The 19,904-nt window shown below is 38.1% G+C and carries 21 protein-coding genes; 12 read left to right on the plus strand and 9 right to left on the minus strand.

The window, feature by feature from the left end; all coding sequences use genetic code 11:
• Positions 1 to 115: 115 nt before the first annotated feature.
• From JM79_RS07485 to JM79_RS07510, 6 genes are all read left to right on the plus strand, one after another.
• Positions 116 to 649 carry a porin family protein gene (locus JM79_RS07485; RefSeq protein WP_141877549.1) on the plus strand — a complete coding sequence of 178 codons (534 nt, stop codon included), beginning with the start codon at positions 116 to 118 and terminating at the stop codon, positions 647 to 649.
• 384 nt (positions 650 to 1,033) lie between these two features.
• Positions 1,034 to 1,318, plus strand: a complete 285-nt coding sequence (locus JM79_RS16310) for an outer membrane beta-barrel protein (RefSeq protein ID WP_347707206.1) — start codon at positions 1,034 to 1,036, stop codon at positions 1,316 to 1,318.
• 140 nt (positions 1,319 to 1,458) lie between these two features.
• Complete coding sequence (locus JM79_RS07495) at positions 1,459 to 1,992, plus strand: porin family protein (RefSeq protein ID WP_141877551.1); 534 nt, start codon at positions 1,459 to 1,461, stop codon at positions 1,990 to 1,992.
• Between the two features lie 120 nt (positions 1,993 to 2,112).
• Positions 2,113 to 2,637 carry a hypothetical protein gene (locus tag JM79_RS07500; protein ID WP_141877552.1) on the plus strand — a complete coding sequence of 175 codons (525 nt, stop codon included), beginning with the start codon at positions 2,113 to 2,115 and terminating at the stop codon, positions 2,635 to 2,637.
• 52 nt (positions 2,638 to 2,689) lie between these two features.
• Positions 2,690 to 3,115 (plus strand): type II 3-dehydroquinate dehydratase, encoded by a 426-nt coding sequence (aroQ, locus tag JM79_RS07505; protein ID WP_141877553.1) that lies wholly within the window; start codon positions 2,690 to 2,692, stop codon positions 3,113 to 3,115.
• Complete coding sequence (locus JM79_RS07510; protein WP_141877554.1) at positions 3,108 to 3,830, plus strand: diphthine--ammonia ligase; 723 nt, start codon at positions 3,108 to 3,110, stop codon at positions 3,828 to 3,830. The genes aroQ and JM79_RS07510 overlap by 8 nt, the downstream gene beginning before the upstream one ends.
• Positions 3,831 to 3,990: 160 nt before the next feature.
• On the opposite strand, the gene lpdA is transcribed toward JM79_RS07510, so the two are convergent.
• The 5 genes from lpdA to JM79_RS07535 form a co-directional block, all read right to left on the minus strand.
• Positions 3,991 to 5,382 (minus strand): dihydrolipoyl dehydrogenase, encoded by a 1,392-nt coding sequence (gene lpdA / locus JM79_RS07515; protein WP_141877555.1) that lies wholly within the window; start codon positions 5,380 to 5,382, stop codon positions 3,991 to 3,993.
• 137 nt (positions 5,383 to 5,519) lie between these two features.
• A complete protein-coding gene (locus JM79_RS07520) occupies positions 5,520 to 6,041 on the minus strand; it encodes a collagen-like protein (RefSeq protein WP_141877556.1) in 522 nt (173 codons plus the stop codon).
• Positions 6,042 to 6,057: 16 nt separating this feature from the next.
• Positions 6,058 to 6,450 carry a peptide-methionine (R)-S-oxide reductase MsrB gene (gene msrB, locus JM79_RS07525; RefSeq protein ID WP_141877557.1) on the minus strand — a complete coding sequence of 131 codons (393 nt, stop codon included), beginning with the start codon at positions 6,448 to 6,450 and terminating at the stop codon, positions 6,058 to 6,060.
• A gap of 4 nt (positions 6,451 to 6,454) precedes the next feature.
• Entirely contained in the window at positions 6,455 to 6,943 is a 489-nt protein-coding gene (gene msrB / locus JM79_RS07530; protein WP_141877558.1) for a peptide-methionine (R)-S-oxide reductase MsrB, read from the minus strand.
• A gap of 27 nt (positions 6,944 to 6,970) precedes the next feature.
• Positions 6,971 to 7,843 carry an alpha/beta hydrolase gene (locus tag JM79_RS07535; protein WP_141877559.1) on the minus strand — a complete coding sequence of 291 codons (873 nt, stop codon included), beginning with the start codon at positions 7,841 to 7,843 and terminating at the stop codon, positions 6,971 to 6,973.
• A 187-nt stretch (positions 7,844 to 8,030) separates the two neighbouring features.
• Between JM79_RS07535 and JM79_RS07540 the strand changes: the two genes are divergently transcribed.
• Together JM79_RS07540 and JM79_RS07545 are read left to right on the plus strand one after the other, a co-directional pair.
• Positions 8,031 to 8,852, plus strand: coding sequence for a M48 family metallopeptidase (locus tag JM79_RS07540; RefSeq protein ID WP_141877560.1), 822 nt, complete (start codon positions 8,031 to 8,033; stop codon positions 8,850 to 8,852).
• A gap of 61 nt (positions 8,853 to 8,913) precedes the next feature.
• Positions 8,914 to 10,263, plus strand: coding sequence for an MFS transporter (locus JM79_RS07545; protein WP_141877561.1), 1,350 nt, complete (start codon positions 8,914 to 8,916; stop codon positions 10,261 to 10,263).
• Positions 10,264 to 10,286: 23 nt separating this feature from the next.
• Here the strand turns inward: JM79_RS07545 and JM79_RS07550 are convergent, their stop codons facing one another.
• From JM79_RS07550 to JM79_RS07565, 4 genes are read right to left on the minus strand one after another with little or no spacing between them, the layout of a single operon-like run.
• Complete coding sequence (locus JM79_RS07550) at positions 10,287 to 11,009, minus strand: head GIN domain-containing protein (RefSeq protein WP_141877562.1); 723 nt, start codon at positions 11,007 to 11,009, stop codon at positions 10,287 to 10,289.
• 25 nt (positions 11,010 to 11,034) lie between these two features.
• Positions 11,035 to 12,156, minus strand: coding sequence for a hypothetical protein (locus tag JM79_RS07555; RefSeq protein ID WP_141877563.1), 1,122 nt, complete (start codon positions 12,154 to 12,156; stop codon positions 11,035 to 11,037).
• Complete coding sequence (locus JM79_RS07560) at positions 12,137 to 12,685, minus strand: DUF4179 domain-containing protein (RefSeq protein WP_141877564.1); 549 nt, start codon at positions 12,683 to 12,685, stop codon at positions 12,137 to 12,139. The genes JM79_RS07555 and JM79_RS07560 overlap by 20 nt, the downstream gene beginning before the upstream one ends.
• On the minus strand, positions 12,675 to 13,229 hold the full coding sequence (locus JM79_RS07565) for an RNA polymerase sigma factor (RefSeq protein ID WP_260443396.1): 555 nt from the start codon (positions 13,227 to 13,229) through the stop codon (positions 12,675 to 12,677). Before JM79_RS07565 ends, JM79_RS07560 begins: the two co-directional genes overlap by 11 nt.
• A gap of 210 nt (positions 13,230 to 13,439) precedes the next feature.
• On the opposite strand from JM79_RS07565, the gene lon reads away from it, so the two are divergent.
• The 4 genes from lon to rpsA all read left to right on the plus strand — a co-directional run bounded on the left by lon (position 13,440) and on the right by rpsA (position 19,874).
• Positions 13,440 to 15,890, plus strand: coding sequence for an endopeptidase La (gene lon, locus JM79_RS07570; protein WP_141877565.1), 2,451 nt, complete (start codon positions 13,440 to 13,442; stop codon positions 15,888 to 15,890).
• A gap of 91 nt (positions 15,891 to 15,981) precedes the next feature.
• Positions 15,982 to 16,674, plus strand: coding sequence for a (d)CMP kinase (cmk, locus tag JM79_RS07575; RefSeq protein ID WP_141877566.1), 693 nt, complete (start codon positions 15,982 to 15,984; stop codon positions 16,672 to 16,674).
• Complete coding sequence (locus JM79_RS07580; RefSeq protein WP_141877567.1) at positions 16,675 to 17,847, plus strand: MFS transporter; 1,173 nt, start codon at positions 16,675 to 16,677, stop codon at positions 17,845 to 17,847.
• 176 nt (positions 17,848 to 18,023) lie between these two features.
• Positions 18,024 to 19,874, plus strand: a complete 1,851-nt coding sequence (gene rpsA, locus JM79_RS07585; RefSeq protein WP_141877568.1) for a 30S ribosomal protein S1 — start codon at positions 18,024 to 18,026, stop codon at positions 19,872 to 19,874.
• Positions 19,875 to 19,904 lie beyond the last annotated feature (30 nt).

The raw sequence follows: 19,904 nt of genomic DNA on the forward strand, positions 1-19,904 counted from the left end.
GTATTAAAAAGCGGACGTTGTCCGCTTTTTTTTATGTTAAAAATTTTGAAGGAAAATTTCTACAAGTATATAATATTATTAGTTTTGGCGGTCTAACTACAAATTCAATCAAATAATGTTAAAAACAATTATGTGTGCGATGGCATTCACCATGCTATCATTATGTTCCTTTGCGCAGGAATCAACTTTTGGTCTTACCGCGGGGTATTTAAATGCCGAGTTCAAAGTAAGTGAAGAGACTGTAAGTTTCTCTGATGACGGATCTGGTTTTTATGTTGGAGTTCTAGCCGACTTCGAACTTAACGAATCATGGCATCTTGTTCCCGGAGTAAATTATGGTAGAGTGGAAGAGACCAATCTATTATTTATTCCCGTAATGGCGCAATACCATATCGCGAGCTCCGGAGTCTTCCTTCAGGCCGGGCCACAAGCGACATTGAACCTTGAAGATGATCCAGGTGAATACACAAACACAATAGGTGTGGATGCAAGTTTTGGCGTAGGTTATGAGATTAATGAGAATTTTTTCGTTGAAGCTAAGTACGCACTTGAACTCACCAACCGATTCACAGATAGGATCAGAGAGACAGGTGATGATTTCAAGCTGAATTTAAATACTCTAACCGTTGGAGTAGGCTATAAATTCTAGATTTTTATTTTCTAAAGTCTTGAAACCGAAGAGATTCTCTTCGGTTTTTTTATTTATAAACGTTAGTGGATAATATTTCAGAATGAGCTTCGTTTTCCTTGCTATACCTTACATCTAACCTATTTAAATTATTATCTAATGTTTAAAAAAATCATGTTGATTGCAGGTTTTGCAATCCTTTCCTTGTGATCTTTCGCCCAGGAAACTTCTTTCGGAGCTACAGCTGGTTATCTAAACTCAATATCGACTCTTAACGGTACTGAAATTGATTATACAGATAGCTCCTCTGGCTTTTATGTTGGAGCGCTATTAGATATTACTTTAAATGAATCTTTCAGTCTGGTTCCGGCAGTTCAGTATGCCCGTGTTTCTGAAGTTAACCTTTTGTATGTTCCTTTGACGCTACAATATGATATTGGCGATTCCGGAATATATGTACAGGGTGGACCTCAGGCTACCGTTTTATTACAGGAATCCAGTAGAATATATGATAAATTCGGACTTGACCTTGGAGTTGGTCTCGGGTACGATTTCAATGATAATTTCTTCGTCGAAGCAAAATATTACCACGAAGTAACCAACAGGCATGGCGAAGATCCTTTTGATCTCTATGATGATCTGGATCAGGGTCTCAATTCATTAATGATTGGAGTTGGTTTTAAATTCTAAAATTTTTCTATTAGTAAAGCCTTGAAACGGAAGAGATTTTCTTCCGTTTTTTTAATTATAAACGTTAGCTAATAATAATTCATAGTAAGCTTCGTTTTCCTTGCTATACCTTACATCTAACCTATTTAAATTATTATCTAATGTTTAAAAAAATCATTTTGATTGCAGGTTTTGCAATCCTTTCATTGTCATCTTTCGCCCAGGAAACTTCATTTGGAGTTACAGCTGGTTATTTAAATTCAATCTATTCCGTAAAAGATGAAGTTTATAACTATAATCTCAGTGAATCCGGATACTATGTTGGTGCCTTTCTGGATATTAGCCTCAATGAATCATTAAGTCTTGTGCCCGGTGTAAATTATTCAAATTCTCATGATTCTAATATGCTGTATGTTCCCCTCATGTTGAAATATAGTATAGCTGATTCCGGTTTCTATCTTCAGGGTGGGCCACAGGCATCTATAATTTTTGATGAAGAACGCGTTAGACACAATCAGGATTTTGGTATTGATCTGGGTTTCGGACTTGGATATGATATTAACGAACATTTTTTCCTGGAAGCTAAATATTATCTCGAGGTCACGAATAGATTTAAAGATCATGAATTTCATATGTCCAATGACCTTAAAGAAGGATTAAATTCATTGATGATAGGAGTCGGCTACAAATTCTAATACATTGAAAACTTTAAATTTTAAAGCGAAGATTAAATCTTCGCTTTTTTTTTAGAATAAACCTGAATCAATTTCGTTATTATTGGTATTACGCTTGCGACTATTAAAACATATACAATTATGCTGAAATCTTTCAATATCTTATTGATCCTTGCTATATGTTCTTACAGTCTGGTGGCTCAGGAAAGGGAAGAATCTCCTTTAACACCTGAAGAAAATCGTGCTAAAATCAATTTTGAAGGACAGCAGGTGCAGGTGAAATATTACAATGATAGCAACCTGGAAGCTGATACTTTTGAACTTGGTAAAATATTGCCGGGTTTGAAATTGCAGCCTCATCAGGTAAGGTATGAGAACCCGACTAGTAAGACAGATATTATGAGATATAATTTAAAATATCAATTAGGGAATTCAGACTTTTCAATAATGGCGGGCGGTCAGGAGATCATCTATTCAAGTATTGACGGTAAGAGAGACTATGATTTTACCACAGGTCTTGGGATAGATTACGAAGTAAATAAAAACACCTCTTTAGAAGCCAATTACTTTTTTGGTTTTCAGAATTTAAGTTCGGGGAAGGCGGTTTCTCCTGTGCAGTATATACCTCTACAACCTTTAAATTTCAAATTCAAAACATCATTCTAGATCAGCTTAGCCTATTCTGATCTTTTTCTTCAGAATTGATTATTTTCACCTTATGAAATTATTGATACTAAACGGGCCTAATCTCAATCTGTTGGGAAGCAGGGAGCCTGATACTTACGGAAGCAAAAGTTTTGAAGATTACTTTTCAGAACTTCAGTTCAAATTTAGAAACATTGAGCTTTCTTACGATCAAACCAATATTGAAGGGGAGCTTATAGATATGATCCAGAAGGGACAGGAAGATTTTGATGGTATCATCCTCAATGCAGCTGCTTATACACATACTTCGGTAGGAATTGGTGATGCAGTCGCAGCAATTAATATTCCGGTGGTAGAGGTCCATATTTCCAACACTTTTTCCCGTGAGGATTTCAGGCATAAATCCTACATTTCACCTAATTCGAAAGGTATTATCGTTGGCTTTGGTCTGCAAAGTTATGACCTCGCCATTCAAAGTTTTCTTAAGGACAATGAATAAAGCTTATATCAACTGGAGCAGTGGAAAAGATGCTGCAATGGCTTTTTACTACGCCCGGAAGAACAGGGAGCTGCAAGTTGGAAAGCTGGTAACGAGTCTGAGTGCAGATGTTGATAGAGTTACCATGCACGGAGTGCGTAGAGAATTGCTGCTTCAACAGGCTCAATGCATCGGTATGGATTTACAAATTATAGATCTTCCTGCCAATGCGGGAATGAAAACCTATAATCAGAAGATGGCTGAGGCTACAAAACAGTTAAAATCAGAAGATTATTCTCATGCGATTTTTGGCGATATATTTCTTGAGGATCTAAGAACCTATCGTAAAGAGCAATTACAAAAAGCTAATATTCAGGCGTTCTTTCCTTTATGGAAACTCAACACAAAGGAATTGATTCAGCAGTTTATAGATCTCAATTTTAAAGCGATCGTAGTTTGTACCAACTCCAAAGTGCTCGATGATTCTTTCTGCGGAAGACTTATCGATAGAGAGTTTGTAACTGATCTACCGGAAAATGTTGATCCCTGCGGAGAAAATGGGGAGTTTCACACCTTTGTTTACGACGGACCAATTTTCGAAAAACCTGTTGAATTTGAAATAGGAGAGAAGGTAAAGCGATCCTATTCTTCTGCGGAAGATGAAGATGATTGTCATAGCGATACTGAAAAATCCTGGGACACTGAATTTTGCTTTTGTGATCTTCTTCCGAAGTAAAATTTCCAAATAGTATCTATTTCGCTAAGCTGAATTGAACTTCAGTAGAAGCTAGAAATATGATCATCGTGATTCGTTGTATAGTCTAGCATATATCGCATTAAAATAAAAAACCCACCTTCATTTGAAGGCGGGTTTTAATATATAATATGTTTGCTTATTACAAGTGGATCACTTCATCGTAAGCAGCAGCTACAGCTTCCATAACTGCTTCACTCATCGTTGGGTGCGGGTGAACTGCTTTTAATACTTCATGACCTGTAGTTTCAAGCTTTCTACCTAAAACTGCTTCCGCGATCATATCGGTTACTCCGGCACCAATCATATGGCAACCTAACCATTCACCATACTTAGCATCAAAGATTACCTTTACGAAACCATCTTTTTTACCAGAGGCGCTCGCTTTTCCTGAAGCTGAAAACGGGAATTTCCCAATTTTCAATTCGTAACCAGCTTCTTTTGCCTGCTTTTCAGTCATTCCAACTGAAGCAATTTCAGGAGTAGCATAAGTACATCCAGGAATATTTCCGTAGTCAAGTGGTTCTACATCCATTCCTTTGATCTTTTCAACACAAAGAATCCCTTCCGCAGAAGCAACATGCGCCAGAGCTGGTCCGGCTACTACATCTCCAATTGCGTAAATTCCTGAAACATTTGTTTGATAAAAATCATTCACGAGAATCTTGTCCTTGTCTGTCTTGATCCCAAGATCTTCAAGTCCAATATTTTCAATATTTGTTTTAATTCCAACTGCAGAAAGTACTATGTCTGCTTCCAGAGTTTCTTCTCCTTTTTTGGTCTTTACTTTAGCTTTTACTTTATCACCAGACTTCTCAACGCTTTCTACTGAAGAATTCGTCATCACTTTGATGCCGGCTTTCTTGATGCTTCTTTCAAATTGCTTGGAAACTTCTTCATCCTCCAAAGGCACAACATTAGGAAGATATTCCACTACGGTTACTTCTGTTCCCATAGAATTATAGAAGTGCGCGAATTCCACACCAATCGCTCCAGAGCCAACGACGATCATTTTCTTTGGCTGCTTTTTAAGAGTCATTGCTTCACGGTAACCGATCACTGTTTTACCATCTTGCTTAAGATTTGGCAATTCTCTTGATCTTGCTCCAGTTGCAATGATGATATTATCTGCCTGGTATTCAGTTTTCTTGTCTTTACTGTCGGTAACCTCTATTTTTTTACCAGATTTAAGTTTACCAAAACCTTCAAGAACATCAATTTTGTTCTTCTTCATTAGGAATTGAACACCTTTGCTCATTCCATTGGCAACATCTCTGCTTCGTTTTACTACCGCATCAAAATCCTTATCTGGATTTTCAAGTTTTAAACCATAGTCTTCAGCATGTTTCAGGTATTCAAAAACTTCAGCACTTTTTAATAATGCTTTGGTTGGAATACATCCCCAGTTAAGACAAACTCCACCAAGACTTTCCTTCTCAACAATAGCGGTTTTAAAACCAAGTTGAGAAGCACGAATGGCAGTTACATATCCACCTGGGCCACTACCTAGAACTATAATATCATATTTAGTCATATTCAGAATATTTTGATTCGGTTAACGAAGTTGCGAATTTAAGGAATTTCAGCTTAAACTAAAAGCTGAGAAGACCCATTATAAAATGAAAAAAGCCTGCTTGAATCAAGCAGGCTTTCGATATAAATTATTGAAGTTTATTTTACTTCAAATCTCTTGATATTAGATTCATTGAGATCAAGCGAAGTTTTTACCGACTGGTAATCACTTACATCAAGATTATTGTCCTGAGCATAATCTACCGGTAATACTACGATCTTAAAAATCTGATCCTGAGTGTATCGCTCTCCTAAAGTTCCAAGGTCGATATTTCCCTGAAGGTATATATTCACGTCAAAATCTGTATGATTGTAGTTATACTGAAATTCTCCGTCTTCAAAATAAATTGTTTGCGGAATCAGGTTCCAAACATCGGTTCCATCGTCCACCAGTTCCAGCCAGTAAACCAGTACAACATCAGATTCCAGTACTTCAATAGTAGAAGGAATATCAGCAAAAACTGAATAATCTGGATCATTAAAATCTGCTTCGACCTCAAAGGCCTGTCCAACGATATTAACACCATCCTGTCCCGGAGGTCCTGGAGGTCCAACTTCACCGTCTGAAGAACATGCGACGATCGTACTTGCTATTAAAATAAGTGATAGTAATTTTTTCATGATAAATTGGATTTAGTTATTGATTAAAGTTGATGCTGGCCGAATTCACGCAAAAGCGCTGGCCGGTCTCTGTAGGACCATCATCAAAAACGTGGCCAAGATGGCTTCCGCAGTTAGAACAAAGGATTTCAGTACGTATCATTCCAAATGTTCTATCCTGAATATATTCTACTTTTCCATCAATTGCATTGTCAAAACTTGGCCATCCACATCCACTTTCAAATTTTGCATCACTTTCAAATAATTGCTCTCCGCAGGCTGCACACTGATATTCACCATCTTCAAAATGAAGATTATATTCACCTGTATGAGGTGCTTCAGTTCCTTTTTCTCTTAAAACCCTATACTGCTCTGGAGAAAGTTTCTCTTTCCATTCCTCTTCAGTTTTCTCTATACTATACTTTTTCATATAATTATTTTTTTGGTTCGAAGTCCATAGCGACTCCGTTGATACAATGTCTTTTTCCCGTAGTTTCCTTTGGTCCATCATTAAATACATGACCAAGATGTCCACCACACTTAGCACAATGTACTTCATCACGCTGGTATCCTAATTTAGAATCACTTCCATAAGCCACACCACCATCGATCGCACGATCAAAACTTGGCCATCCGGTACCGCTTTCAAACTTGTGCTCATTCTCGTATAACTCATTTCCGCAAGCAGCGCACACAAAAGTTCCAGGTTTCTTGATATCTAGTAAATCACTACTATAAGGTCTTTCTGTGGCTGCTTCTCTCAAAACTGCATATTCCTGTGAAGTTAATTCTGCTTTCCATTCTTCTTTGGATTTAGTTACTTCGTATGATTTGGAATTCTCTTTGGAAGAATCTTTTTGAGCATTTCCATTGCAACTAAACAGAAACGTAGTCATTAGACTTAGTATTATAAACTTTTTCATCTTTTAATTTTTTCTTTAAAATTACAATTATTGTGCCGCTATAAAACTTGTAATTTTGTTAATTACCTCAGGATTTCCTAGTATCCGGCGGTGTCCCAAATTCTTTGTGATCATCAATTCACTATTCTCCAGAACCCCATCAATCTCGTAAGCCGAATTCACTTCGACATCCACATCCTGTTCGTCATGAATAATTAGAGTAGGAGTGAACACTTCTTTGGCAGATTCTGCACCAGAAAGTGCGTCCATATCCTGCTTAAATTTATTATCAAGATAAGCTTTCATCTTCCTGGCCACCTTATCGTTCATTTTCATGTTAGCAGCAAAGTTTTTAGTGATCTCGGTAACGTTATTTGCTGTTCCAATCAATATTAGCTTGTTGGTTTTTAATCCATCCTTTATAGCTCTAAGAGAAGACATGCCTCCAAGAGAATGACCAATAACAGCTTCAAAAGGACCATACTTATCATCCAGAAATTTTACTGCTTCAATAAAGAAAGGCATCATGCTCATTTTCCCGTCGGCTTTTCCGTGACCTGGAGCATCAAAACTTATCGTTTGATAGCCCATTACTTTTAATGCTGAAGCAATTTTAGCCAGCTGAGTTCCTCTGCCGCTCCAACCATGAACCAGCAGAACTTTCTTATCTGACTCGCCATACTTGTAGGTCACGATCTCGCGGTTCATGGAAGGAACTATCACCTTTTCCTGTTCAGTGTTTTCATCCATTTCCTTTTCTCTCTCCGGAAGTTTATAACGGAAAGGAGTAAGAAATAGCTTCGCTGCAAACCTGCTGGCCAGAAACGGACTTACTTTTGTTAGAATTTGGGATGTAGTTAGAATATACTGCGGAACCAATAGTCTTTGAACCGGTATGCTGTCTTTAGTATTTTGAGTCATTTTTGGGTACGTTCAGGTCTTGAGTCGGCTTTCATACGATATTGGTAATATGCTTTGAAAGCCTTGTGAATACTGCAAATATCAACAATGGTATTGTTTTTGAACCTGCTTTTATTGTTAAATCATACTTAATTCAACTCGAGCAGGTTTGCTGCTTTTGTACTTTTAGGTATTCAAAACCAACGATATGAAAATTAAGAATGCTTTTTTAGGTTTAAGTGTACTACTTATGGTGGTGTCGTGTAAGACCAATCCTTTTACGGGAGAGAAAAACTTGAACTTTGTCTCCAATGATCAATTATTCCCAACCTCCTTCGAGCAATACAATCAGTTTCTGAATGAAGCCGAAGTCGTAAACAATACGGAAGAAGCCAGAAAGGTGAAAAGACTTGGAGAAGATATCGTAACTGCTGCGGAAAGATATTTAAACGCAAATGGTTACCAGGGTTTTATGAATGACTTTAAATGGGAGTTCAACCTGGTAAAAGATGATCAGGCCAACGCATTTGCTATGCCTGGTGGAAAAGTTGTGGTCTACACAGGTATACTTGACGAAGCACAAAATACAAATGGTCTGGCGACTATTATGGCTCACGAGATCGCCCATGCACTTGCAGATCACGGTGCTCAAAGAATGAGTGCGGCACAATTACAACAATTAGGAGCAGTAGCTGGAACAGTAGCTGTAAGTGGTCGTAGTGAAAGCACGCAACAAATCTTTGCTCAGGCATATGGATTAGGTACGACAGTAGGAGTAATGCTTCCTTTTAGTAGAGGTCATGAATCTGAAGCTGATAGAATCGGGTTAACTCTAATGGCAATTGCAGGTTACGATCCTAGAGAAGCTCCTGAATTATGGAAAAGAATGCAGGCTAATAGTGGCGGCCAGGCTCCACCAGAATTTTTGAGTACTCACCCTTCAAATGCAACAAGGATTAACAATTTAACTCAGTGGGCTCCTGAAGCTATTGCTGAAGCAAAAAAATACGGATCCACTAGTTTTAAATAAGATATCTTAAAATTAAAATTGAAAAGCCACCGGTCTCGGTGGCTTTTTCTATTTTTAGTGCATGAAGCAATTACCTAAAGGCAGCAAAAAGCTAATTCATGCATGGGCTTTTTATGATTGGGCCAATTCAGTTTATAGCCTGGTTATCTCCTCGGCAATATTTCCAATATTTTATGGTGCCCTAACGATCGTAAAAGATTCCGAAGGGAATATGATCAGCGATACGGTTAGCTTTTCAGGTTTCAACTGGAATAATGATACCCTCATTAGTTATGTTACTGCCGCTGCATTTCTTGTGGTTAGTTTTCTTAGTCCCTTCCTTTCTGGTATTGCCGATTATGTTGGAAACAAAAAGAACTTCCTGAAATTCTTCTGTTATCTCGGAGCCTTATCCTGCATAGGGTTGTTCTGGTTCAATCTTGAGAATCTCTGGTTCGGCTTGCTTTGCTATTTTCTCGCTCTTATAGGCTTTTGGTCCAGCCTGGTGTTCTATAACTCATATCTGCCAGATATCGCCTTTAATGATCAACAGGATAAAGCAAGTGCTAAGGGATTTTCTCTTGGCTATTTAGGAAGCGTGATACTACTTGTGCTTTGTCTTATTATGATTCTGAAATACGAATGGTTTGGCTTTGAAGATGAAGGTTTGCCAACACGACTTTCCTTCGTGCTTACGGGAATCTGGTGGATCGCCTTTAGTCAGTATACCTATTACTATCTTCCAAAGGGAAACAAAAAAGCCCGGTTAACTAAGAATGTATTATTTAACGGGTTCAGGGAATTGAAAGGTATCTGGTTTAAGATCAATCAGAATAAACAATTGAAGCGTTATTTAGTAGCGTTCTTTGTTTACAGTATGGCCGTTCAAACCATTATGTTGATCGCGACCTATTTTGGGATCGAAGAATTGGAATGGGGAGAACAGGATGCAACTACAGGATTGATCATAAGTATTCTGCTAATTCAGCTTGTAGCGGTGCTTGGAGCTTTTCTAACCTCGCGACTTGCCATTAAATATGAAGATGTAAAGATCCTGATTTTTATCAACCTGATATGGATAGCAATTTGTGGTTATGCCTATTTCATCACAACTCCGCAACAATTTTACGTCGCAGCAGCTTCGGTAGGTTTGGTAATGGGAGGGATCCAGTCACTTTCCAGGTCTACTTATTCCAAAATGTTACCCGAGAATGCTGTAGACACTGCCAGCTATTTTAGTTTTTACGATGTAGCTGAAAAGATTGGAATTGTGATCGGGATGTTTATGTATGGTCTGGTAGCTCAAATTACCGGCAGTATTAGAAGTTCAATTCTTTTCCTGGTCGTCTTCTTTATTGCCGGAGTATTTTTATTAATGCGTGTACCTAAAAAGCATCCAAAAATAAAAAACCTGCCAGAAGACAGGTTTTAATATTGCAGCAATTTTAATACTTATTAGTAGCTGGAAACACTTCCGGAACCATTTGTTTTAAAACTTTGCTTTTCCGGATCACCTTTGTATACGATATCTCCTGAGCCACTCACGTTTGCTTTCAAACTTGAAGAAGCGTACACCATAACATCCCCGGAACCTGAGACTTTTGCTTCCACATTTTTTGCTCTTAGATCGAACGCATCGAAATCACCGCTTCCAGTTACGTTACATTGAAAATTGTCACTACTACCTTTGATCTTTATATCTCCCGACCCGGTTACATGACCTTTTAAGTAATTTGTTTGTATATCCAGAACCATATCTCCGGAACCTGTAACACTCACGCTCAATCTGTCTTCTGAAAGTTGATCCTGTGTCCAGATATCCCCGCTTCCAGTAAGCGAAATGTCATTCACACTCTTCACGGGAACAGTAATGAGCAGATCTTTTCTAGTTTGAAGATTAACGCCTTTTTCCGTAGAAATTTTAAGCGTTCCATTTTTTACTTCCGTAAGTATATATTCCTGAAGATTGCTTTCAGCAGCAACTTTGATATTTCCTTCAGTTCCTGAAACTAATTTTACGTTCATGGATCCAACCACATGAATTTTTTCATAATCTGAAGTATTCCTGGTTTCAGTCACCATATTTCCGTTTCCACGAATTTTTTTGCTACCCCATTGTGCGTGGGCAGAGGTGAAGGCAAGAAGGAATAAGGCCGATAGTAATAGTACTTTTTTCATAATAGGTATTTTAATTGATGATTAATTATTCTTTGCTAAATTTTACGCTTCCATAACTGGTGGAGATATCGATCCTTGCTCCAGAACCAGAACCATAGTTTCCGGAGATGGATTTACTAGTGTTTTTTTCATTGGTACGGCGCACATCCAGATCATCTGTTCCGTTAATACCACCATAACTGGTCTTTACGTCAAAGCTGAATGCCATTTCACGATCATACCCCAAATGCACACCGGCATAATCGGTGTCAATATTTACAGATTTGGTACCGTTTACTATTTTTTCGATATGCAAGGATCCATAATCAAGATTGATATCTGCAGAGGTAAATATTCTATCCACTTTGGTTGTTAAGTAATCTCCATTCCCAATGAGGACCTTTACTTTGTTGATCTCAATACTTCCATAATCACAGTTAAAATCAAGTTTGGTCACTTTGCGAATTCGGGATTTGGTATAATCTGCATTCACCAATAATTCTTCGGCTTCTCCAATTTCATAATCTGAATAGTCGGCATCAATTTCAGCATTGGTAACAAATCCAATTCGGCTACTTCTGCTATAATCAAAATTCAGAATATTAGAGCGACCATTTAATTCGCCTACATCTATCTTTCCGTAGTCACAATTGATATCAGTATTCCCAAAAGTTTTGTCGATGTAGATTCCGCCGTAATTATTATCGAGAGTAAGATTGTTATTCTCCGGAGCGCGAATCACGTAATTCACTTCCATGTTCACATTATCGAACCCATCGAAAATATTCTTCCACCAGGACTTATTTTCCTTAGAAAATTTGGTAGTTGCCGTTACTCCTGAAGAATTCTGGTCAAATTCCACTCGTATATCATCGAGTTTGTCTTCTACATCATCCTCATCGTTCCCATTGGTTTTCATGGTAACCTCAATAAGAACCCGATCTTCTTTCCAGGTCACAATATCGATGTTCCCGTAACTATTGTTAATATTAAGATCACCATTAGCCTTTACACTAAATTCTTTCCTGATCGTCTTTTTTCTAGTATGTTTGGCATCTTCAATAAGAGAAGCTTCAGTCGTAACTTCAGGCTCTGTACATTTGCTTTCAGGGTACATGTTTGTAACGAGCACCATGAGGAATAGGATGCTAGATAGTATTGCTTTCATAATTTTGATTGTTTAATGATTTGATGTTTTCAATTTGTTCTAATACTTCACTAAGTAGATCTATTCGCTGCTGGAAATTTTGAATCATGGCGTGTATAACTCTTTTATCATTTCCACTTTCTAGTAGATCATTCTCCATTCTTTTATATCGTTTTTCCAGTTTTTTTAATTGCTGAAGGGCATCCTTTATGATTGCCTGAGTTTCAGGAGTAGCTTCCGCATTTAGCGCAATGAGTTCTTTCTCAATTAATCCTGAATAAAACTGCTGCGTCTGCTTCATTTCCGGAGAAATGCTAGCCAGGTCTGACTGATTTGCCTGGTTGAAATTATTGGATAATAACAGCACTAAGGCTAATACTGCAGCGATACTCAATAATCCTATCCAGATCTTTCCTGAGTTGTTCCCAGCTTTTCCTGACTTTTTAGCTTTTTCCAGCTTGCGGGCAAACTTATCGCGATGATCTGTTTGCGGTTCTTCGATGTCAAAATTTGCAGACTCGAAGAATTCTTCAAGTTCATTATCTTTCATGTTGCTGCAATTTTTTTCTTAAACTTTCTTTAGCTCTGGAAATCATCGTTCTACAATTTCCGTAAGAGATTTTCATAATCTCACTAATTTCTTCATGATCATATCCTTCGATAAGATGTAGCGTTAGACATATCCTGTAGTTTTCTTTCAAATTCTTCAATGCATTAAGCACTAACTTCACTTTACTATTGGTGTTAGCATCGATGACCAAACCACCAGAGTCCTCTTCATTTTTTAGCTCATCCTTATAAGGAACCTCCGCCAGCTTTTTAGATTTGTTCAAAGCAGTAATACTTTGATTGATCACGATACGTTTCAACCAGGCTCCAAAGGTGGCATCCTCGTTAAAACTATCTATTCTTGTAAAAGCCTTTAAAAATGATTCCTGCATAATATCTTCAGCTTCAGCAGAATGTCCTGTAATTCTATAAGCGGTGTTGTACATTGCTTTATAATACCGGTCATAGATTTCCATCTGCGCACGTTGTTCTCCTTGACGGCAACGGGCAACAAGATCATTAATATGTGTGATGGTTGGTGTCAATTAATGTCTGGTTTCTATACTAAAGATGGAACTATTTGAAGATTGTTACACTTTCTGAAAATAATTTTATAAATAAGGCGTGGCATAGGAATTGAATATTTGATATTGCAAATCTATAGAAAGCCCCAATGCATTGCATTTCAAGGCTTTTAACGAACGTCACCAAATTACTGAAATTTAATCTGGTGACAGTTTGACTTAAATATAATTATGGCTAAAACAAAGTTTACGAATATTGACAGTTTGTCATTTCAGGGAATAGATGAAGATGCAGAATTGATTCCTTTAATGACACCTGAAGATGAAGAAGAAATAAATAAAGAAGATCTCCCGGAAACCTTACCAATTCTACCTCTTAGAAACACGGTTCTATTTCCAGGAGTTGTGATTCCTATTACGGCGGGTAGAGATGCATCTATTAAGCTTATTAACGAAGCAAATAATGGAAGTAAGATTATTGGTGTCGTTTCTCAGAAGGATGAGGAAGTAGAGAATCCAACATCAAAGGATATTAATAAGGTTGGAGTAGTTGCACGTATTCTTAGGGTGTTGAAAATGCCTGATGGGAATACAACAGTAATTATTCAGGGTAAAAAACGCTTCCAGATCACTCAAGTGGTAACTGAAGAACCTTATATGAATGCTACAGTTGCTGAGGTTCCTGATAATCGTCCTGAGCAGGATAATGCTGAATTTGGAGCGATCATAGAATCTATCAAGGATCTTGCGCTTCAAATTATTAAAGGCAGTCCAAATATTCCTTCGGAAGCTTCATTTGCGATCAAGAACATAGAAAGTAATTCTTTCCTGATCAATTTTGTTTCATCTAATATGTCTCTATCTGTTTCTGAAAAACAGAAGTTACTGGAGATGAATGATCTTAAAGAGAGAGCGCTTTCCACGTTGAAGCATATGAATACTGAGAACCAGAAACTGGAGCTCAAAAATGATATTCAGAGCAAGGTTCAAAGTGATATGAGCCAGCAGCAAAGAGAGTATTTCCTTCACCAGCAAATGAAGACTATCCAGGAAGAACTTGGTGGTGTTTCTCATGAAGGTGAAATCGTGGAAATGCGTGATCGCGCAAAAGACAAGCAATGGGACGAGGATGTTCAGAATCACTTTGAGAAAGAACTTTCCAAAATGCAACGTATGAATCCGCAGGTTGCAGAATATTCTATTCAAAGAAATTACCTGGACCTGTTTCTGGATCTTCCATGGAACGAGTTCAGTAAAGATAAATTTGATCTAAAGCGAGCCAAGAAAATTCTTGATCGGGATCATTACGGTCTTGATGATGTTAAAAGAAGGATCATCGAATACCTTGCAGTTTTAAAACTGCGTAACGATATGAAATCTCCAATTTTGTGTCTTTACGGACCTCCCGGAGTTGGTAAAACTTCGCTTGGAAAGTCGGTTGCGGAAGCACTGGGTAGAGAATATGTCAGGATTTCTCTGGGTGGTCTAAGAGATGAAGCAGAGATACGCGGACACAGAAAAACCTACATTGGTGCTATGCCAGGTAGAATTATTCAGAGTTTAAAGAAAGCTGGAACCAGCAATCCTGTTTTTGTTCTGGATGAGATCGATAAACTAAGTATGGGAAATGCAGGAGACCCTTCTTCAGCTTTACTCGAAGTACTGGATCCTGAACAGAATTCAGAATTTCATGACAACTTCCTTGAGATGGGATTTGATCTATCCAAGGTGATGTTTATCGCTACGTGTAATTCATTGAATACAATTCAGCCGGCACTAAGAGACCGAATGGAAATTATCAATGTGACAGGTTATACGATTGAGGAGAAAGTTGAGATCGCAAAAAGGCATTTACTTCCGAAGCAATTAGAAGAACACGGTTTAAATGCAGAACATCTTAAAGTTGGTAAAAAGCAACTTGAGAAAATTGTAGAAGGTTATACCCGGGAATCTGGAGTTAGATCTCTGGAGAAACAAATAGCCAAAGTGGTTAGATACGCAGCCAAGAACATTGCGATGGAAGATGAATATAATATCAAATTGAATGATGAAGATATTATTGAAATTCTTGGAAGTCCTAAAATGGAGCGGGATAAATACGAGAACAATGATGTTGCAGGTGTGGTTACCGGACTTGCTTGGACCCAGGTAGGTGGTGATATTTTGTTTATCGAATCTATTCTTTCTAAAGGTAAAGGAAATCTTAGTATTACCGGAAACCTTGGGAAAGTGATGAAGGAATCGGCCACCATTGCTATGGAATATATCAAAGCGAACGCAGACGATCTTGGATTAGATGCTACCATTTTTGAAAAATACAATGTACATATCCATGTTCCGGAAGGCGCAACTCCGAAGGATGGTCCAAGTGCAGGTATCACCATGCTTACTTCTCTAGTATCACTATTTACTCAGAAGAAGGTGAAGAAGAGTATTGCCATGACCGGGGAGATCACCTTAAGAGGAAAGGTTCTACCTGTGGGCGGAATCAAAGAGAAGATCCTTGCGGCGAAGAGAGCCCGTATCAAGGAACTGATTCTTTGCGAAGAAAATAAGCGTGATATTGAGGAGATCAAGGACGAATATTTAAAAGGTCTAACTTTTCATTATGTAAGGGACATGAGTGATGTCATAGATATCGCCATTACCAAGCAAGCGGTAAGAAACGCTAAGAAACTATAAATTAAGAAGCCCCAAAAGGGGCTTTTCTTTTGGATATATACCCGGTAAAAAAGTTTAAAAATTTACCTTTGCAATTAGAAGTTTAGAGAATATGAGCAAGAAAATAACGATCGCCATAGACGGCTTTTCTTCAACAGGTAAAAGCACTGTTGCAAAAGGACTGGCTAAAAAGTTGAATTATGTATATGTTGATACTGGTGCCATGTATCGTGCGGTGACCTTATATATGATGCGTAAACTATTCGTTTCAGATACCAATTTTAGTGAAGAATCGATTATCAGGCATCTACCTTTTGTGAGTTTGAAATTCGTATTCAACGAAAAGAAAGGTTTTGCTGAAATGTATCTGAATGGTGAAAATGTCGAGAAGGAAATTCGATATATGGAAGTTTCGGAACAGGTGAGTAAAGTTGCAGCTGTACCTGATGTAAGAAAAATGCTCGTAGACCAACAGCAGGAAATGGGAAAAGAGAAAGGTGTTGTAATGGATGGTCGCGATATAGGGACCGTAGTTTTTCCAGATGCTGAGCTAAAGATCTTTATGACAGCTTCTACTGAAAAAAGAGCTCAACGCAGATATGATGAGCTTATTGAAAGAGGAGATGAGGTAGAATTTGACGCAGTTTTGAAAAATGTTAAAGATCGGGATTTTATGGATTCTACTCGCGAAGATTCACCGCTTATAAAGGCTGATGATGCTGTGGAATTCGATAATTCAGATTTGGATCTTGAAGAGCAATTCGATCAGATATTAAAAATAGTAGAAGACAGATTGTCTGAATAAATGTCTGAAAACAGAGGCATAAGCAAATCGGTACTATATTTAATGTCTGCCAGTGCCGGTTTGGTAGTAGCCAATAATTACTACAATCAACCCTTATTAAATTTAATTGCGATTGACTTCGGTGTTTCTGAAGCAGCAGTGAGTAATGTTCCATTATTTACTCAGCTTGGATATGCTTTTGGGTTATTATTTATAATTCCGTTAGGAGATAAATTTCCCAGGAAGAAGATGGTAATGGTCGATTTTATTGTCATTATTATTAGCCTTCTCGCTATGGCGATTGCTCCAAGTTTACCAATTCTAATATTGTCAGGATTTGTGGTTGGCTTTTCTTGCGTGGTGCCTCAAGTATTTGTGCCTATGGCGGCACAATTAGCAAATCCAGAAAACAGGGGTAGTGCGATTGGTATCGTAATGAGTGGATTGCTTATTGGAATTCTGGGAAGTAGATTCATTAGCGGTTACGTAGGGGAATATTTTGGCTGGCGTGCCATGTATTATGGTGCAACCGGAATAATGCTGATACTTTGGTTACTTCTAAAATTGAAATTACCAGAACTGCAACCCGATTTTAAAGGTACCTACAAACAACTCATGCAATCTACCTGGCATTATTTCAAAACTGAAAGTCCGGTGCGACTTGCTGCGGTGAGAGGAGGACTTGGATTTGCAGGTTTCAGCGCTTTCTGGACTACTTTGGTCTTTGTAATGGAAGATAATTTCAATTATGGAAGCGGTATCGCTGGAGCTTTCGGATTACTGGGAATAGGAGGAGCATTGGCGGCAACTGTCATTGGTAAACTCAGCGACCGTATGAACAAGAACAATTTGATCTCTCTAGCCACGCTCATCATGTTATTAGCCTGGGTGATCTTCGAATTCTCAGGCAATTCGACATTAGGAATGGTAATAGGGGTCCTTTTGGTGGATATGGGCTTGCAGTCGCTACACATCACAAATCAAAATATCATTTTCTCCAGAAACCAGGACGCACGCAATAGAATAAATACCATCTACATGGTGGGATACTTTGCCGGTGGCGCCTTGGGAACGGTTACTGGCGCATATGCCTGGGAACTTTTCCATTGGGAAGGAGTGGCTACTTTAGGTCTTTTCTACACGATTCTTATTTTAATTTCTCACTTCAGTTTTAAGAAAACTGAATCTGCTTAAAAATAGAAGAGTAGGGGTTTGAATTATATAAATTAAGTTGTATTTTTGCACTCCTTTTTGGCAGAATACCGGGAATCCAAAAAGGGTTGAAAATCAAAACTATAAACAACTTCTGTAGTTTCTGTTTTGCTGAAAGATTTCCGAAGAAACACAGAATACAAATTTAGGAGTCAGTAATGGCTGAAGAAAACACAAACAAAGAATCTCAGGAAATTGAAGTACAAGACGTTGCCGGTATGGCAAATGAGTCTCAACCTGACGCAGAAACGCAACAGGCAAACCCTGAGAAATTTCTAGAAGAATTTAACTGGCATAACTACGAAGAAGGAATTGATCCTATCGACGATAAGAAGCTGGAAGAATTTGAAAAATTAGTAGCTGAAAATTTCGTTGACACTTTAGATGACGAGGTTGTAACAGGAAAAGTAATTAATATTACAGATCGTGATGCAATCATTGATATCAATGCAAAGAGTGAAGGTGTTATTTCTCTAAACGAATTTCGTTACAACCCAGATCTTAAAGAAGGTGATGAAGTAGAAGTACTTATCGACGTTCGTGAAGATTCTACAGGTCAGTTGATCCTTTCTCACCGTAAGGCGAGAGTGATCAAGGCATGGGAAAGAGTGAACACTGCACATGACGAAAGTCTTGTTGTAAATGGATTCATTAAATGTCGTACTAAAGGTGGTATGATCGTAGACGTATTTGGTATCGAAGCTTTCCTTCCAGGATCTCAGATCGATGTGAAGCCAATTCGTGATTACGATGCTTACGTAGGTAAGAACATGGAATTCAAAGTAGTGAAGATCAACCACGAGTTTAAGAACGTTGTTGTTTCTCACAAAGCGCTTATCGAAGCAGATATTGAAGAGCAGAAGAAAGAGATCATTGGACAGCTTGAAAAAGGTCAGGTACTTGAAGGTACTGTTAAGAACATTACTTCTTACGGTGTATTCGTTGACCTTGGAGGTGTTGATGGACTTGTTCATATTACAGACCTTAGCTGGTCTAGAATCAACCATCCAAATGAGATCGTTGAACTAGATCAAAAACTTAACGTTGTAATTCTTGACTTTGATGAGTCTAAGTCTAGAATCCAATTAGGTCTTAAGCAACTTAGCCAGCACCCATGGGATGCTCTTAGCGAAGAACTTAAGGTTGGTGACAACGTAAAAGGTAAAGTAGTTGTAATCGCAGATTACGGTGCATTTATCGAAGTTGCTGAAGGTGTTGAAGGTCTTATCCACGTTTCTGAAATGTCCTGGAGTACGCACCTGCGTTCAGCTCAGGATTTCGTAAATGTTGGTGATGAGGTTGATGCTCAAATCCTTACTTTAGATAGAGAAGACAGAAAAATGTCTCTTGGTATCAAGCAATTGAGCCAGGATCCATGGACTGATATCACTACTAAATATCCTGTTGGTTCAAGACATGAAGGTATTGTTCGTAACTTCACTAACTTCGGAGTATTTGTTGAGTTAGAAGAAGGAATCGACGGACTTATCTATATCTCTGATCTTTCATGGACTAAGAAGATCAAGCACCCATCTGAGTTTACAAACGTAGGTGATAAGCTTGAAGTTGTAGTTCTTGAACTTGATGTAGATGGTAGAAAACTAAGTCTTGGTCATAAGCAGATCGAAGATAATCCTTGGGATAAGTATGAAGCTGACTTTGGAGTTGGAACAAAACATACTGCTGCAATCACTGAGATTGTAGACAAAGGAGCAACTATCGACTTTAATGAGGATATTACTGCATTCGTTCCACAGAGACATCTGGAGAAAGAAGACGGTTCTAAACTTAAACAAGGTGAAGAAGCAGAATTCCAGATCATTGAGTTCAACAAAGAATTCAAGAGAGTGGTAGCTTCTCATATGGTAATTCACAAAGAAGAAGAGCAAAAAATCGTTAAGCAGGCTGCTAAGAAATCAGCTTCGCAAAACAAAGACAACGCCACTACTATTGGTGATGTTAATGCTGATCTTCAAGCGTTGAAAGACAAGATGGAAGGGAAGAGCTAGTTAACTCTCTCAGTCATTTAATATAAAACC

It is taken from the genome of Gramella sp. Hel_I_59, assembly GCF_006714895.1.
Lineage (GTDB): Bacteria > Bacteroidota > Bacteroidia > Flavobacteriales > Flavobacteriaceae > Christiangramia.